Source organism: Gordonia sp. NPDC057258 (assembly GCF_042668985.1).
In the GTDB taxonomy this organism is placed as follows: Bacteria; Actinomycetota; Actinomycetes; order Mycobacteriales; family Mycobacteriaceae; genus Gordonia; species Gordonia hongkongensis.
Genome location: NZ_JBHUXZ010000083.1, coordinates 1 through 1429 on the forward strand (window position 1 = coordinate 1; position 1429 = coordinate 1429).

Sequence of the window (1429 nt, forward strand, 5' to 3'; positions counted from 1 at the left end):
CAAGGTGACCGGAGCGAGATCGGGCGTCTTGTATACCGATTTCTCCGGAATCAACGACCCGGTGCCCCGTGGATTGACGATGGGCTCCGTGCTTCGAAACGAAAGCGGTCAACCGCAATTCGATGTGACGGGAATATGGCTCGAGAACGGACGCACGGCAATCGGCGTCAAGGCGCGAGACTCCACGGTTACGGCCCGTGTCAACCAGATATTGATCGCCAATATCTGCAAGAACTTGACGATCGTCGATCCGGTGATCGCCGGGGCGCAATCCGATATGGAAGCCCGGTTCTCGAGCCCACGGAGTAATTCGGAAGCATCGTTCGATGTTGCCGTTCAATTGAACGTCGACGACGCGCACATTCGTGACGCTCACCACAACGATGACGCCATCGACGCCGGTTTCGACTTCGGCGGCGGCGCGCGTCAACGTCCGTTCGACCTCACGATCCATCGTGGAGCGCGTGAATTGACCATCGAGATCGCCGACGCGCGTGCGACGCCCGGACGCGAACCCGGCGAAACGCTCGTGTTGACGGGACTGGATTACACCGGTCGCCCGGCGTGGCGCGGTGTCATCGACATGTCGACGCCAGGTAGACGGACGATCGGTGAGCAGGAGGTATCGGGGATGCCACGTGATCAGCTGGCTGCTTTGCCGAACGTTCGCATCATGCGATTGAGAGTCGTATGTAACGCCGACCATTCTGCACCGGCGACACACGTGAAAGTGAAAATTCGACTGACCGATGAGGTGAAATGAGATGGACGAGCCACGTGGGATGTTCAATGTACGTCAAGCAATACCGCTTCTCTGCGTCGTGTCGACCGCGGCGGCGATCATGGCGCCGGCAACGTCGTTCGCCGCCTGTGCATTGCCTGGGTGTCACGGGCAGTCCAGATCCAGCACGGCCGCGAAGCAGGCAAGCGTGATCTACGGCGAACCGGCTGGAAACACGTTGGCAGGCAACGCGGGAACGTATCGGAAATCCGGATCGGACACGAGCGAGCTGCGGACTTTCGCGATGGCGGCCGCCGGCGCGAAGAATCCGTACGCCGACGACGTGGAGCGGATGGGATACGTTCACGGCAGTATGTACTCGGGAATGAGCGCCGGTTCGGTATCGAGCCTGCGCTCCGCGCGGGGTGCGGGGATGGGAAGATCGGCCCTCGGCGTGCTTCCGGGTGTGCAGGGCTTGTCGGTCGGGATTCCCGGCGTCGCTCCGCGGATCAGTCGATAGACCCTCTCAATGCGCACCGGGCGCAGCCCTCACGTGCGTGTATGCACATCGCGCACCGACCGGAGGCAGCCGGCATAGACTTGCTGCAACTTGTCGACATACTGGGTCCAATTGTGCGTGCCGGCTGCCGCGATGCGCGCGTGACGGGAGAACTCCGCGCGCTTGTCCGGCAACGCGATCATCTCGCC

The 1429-nt window shown here is 61.9% G+C and carries 2 protein-coding genes; both read left to right on the forward strand.

The window, feature by feature from the left end:
• A partial coding sequence (locus ACFUEJ_RS24170) for a hypothetical protein (protein ID WP_388032372.1) occupies positions 1-763 on the forward strand: 763 nt, incomplete at its 5' end.
• A 1-nt stretch (position 764) separates the two neighbouring features.
• Positions 765-1241, forward strand: a complete 477-nt coding sequence (locus tag ACFUEJ_RS24175) for a hypothetical protein (protein ID WP_105817667.1) — start codon at positions 765-767, stop codon at positions 1239-1241.
• Positions 1242-1429: the final 188 nt, after the last annotated feature.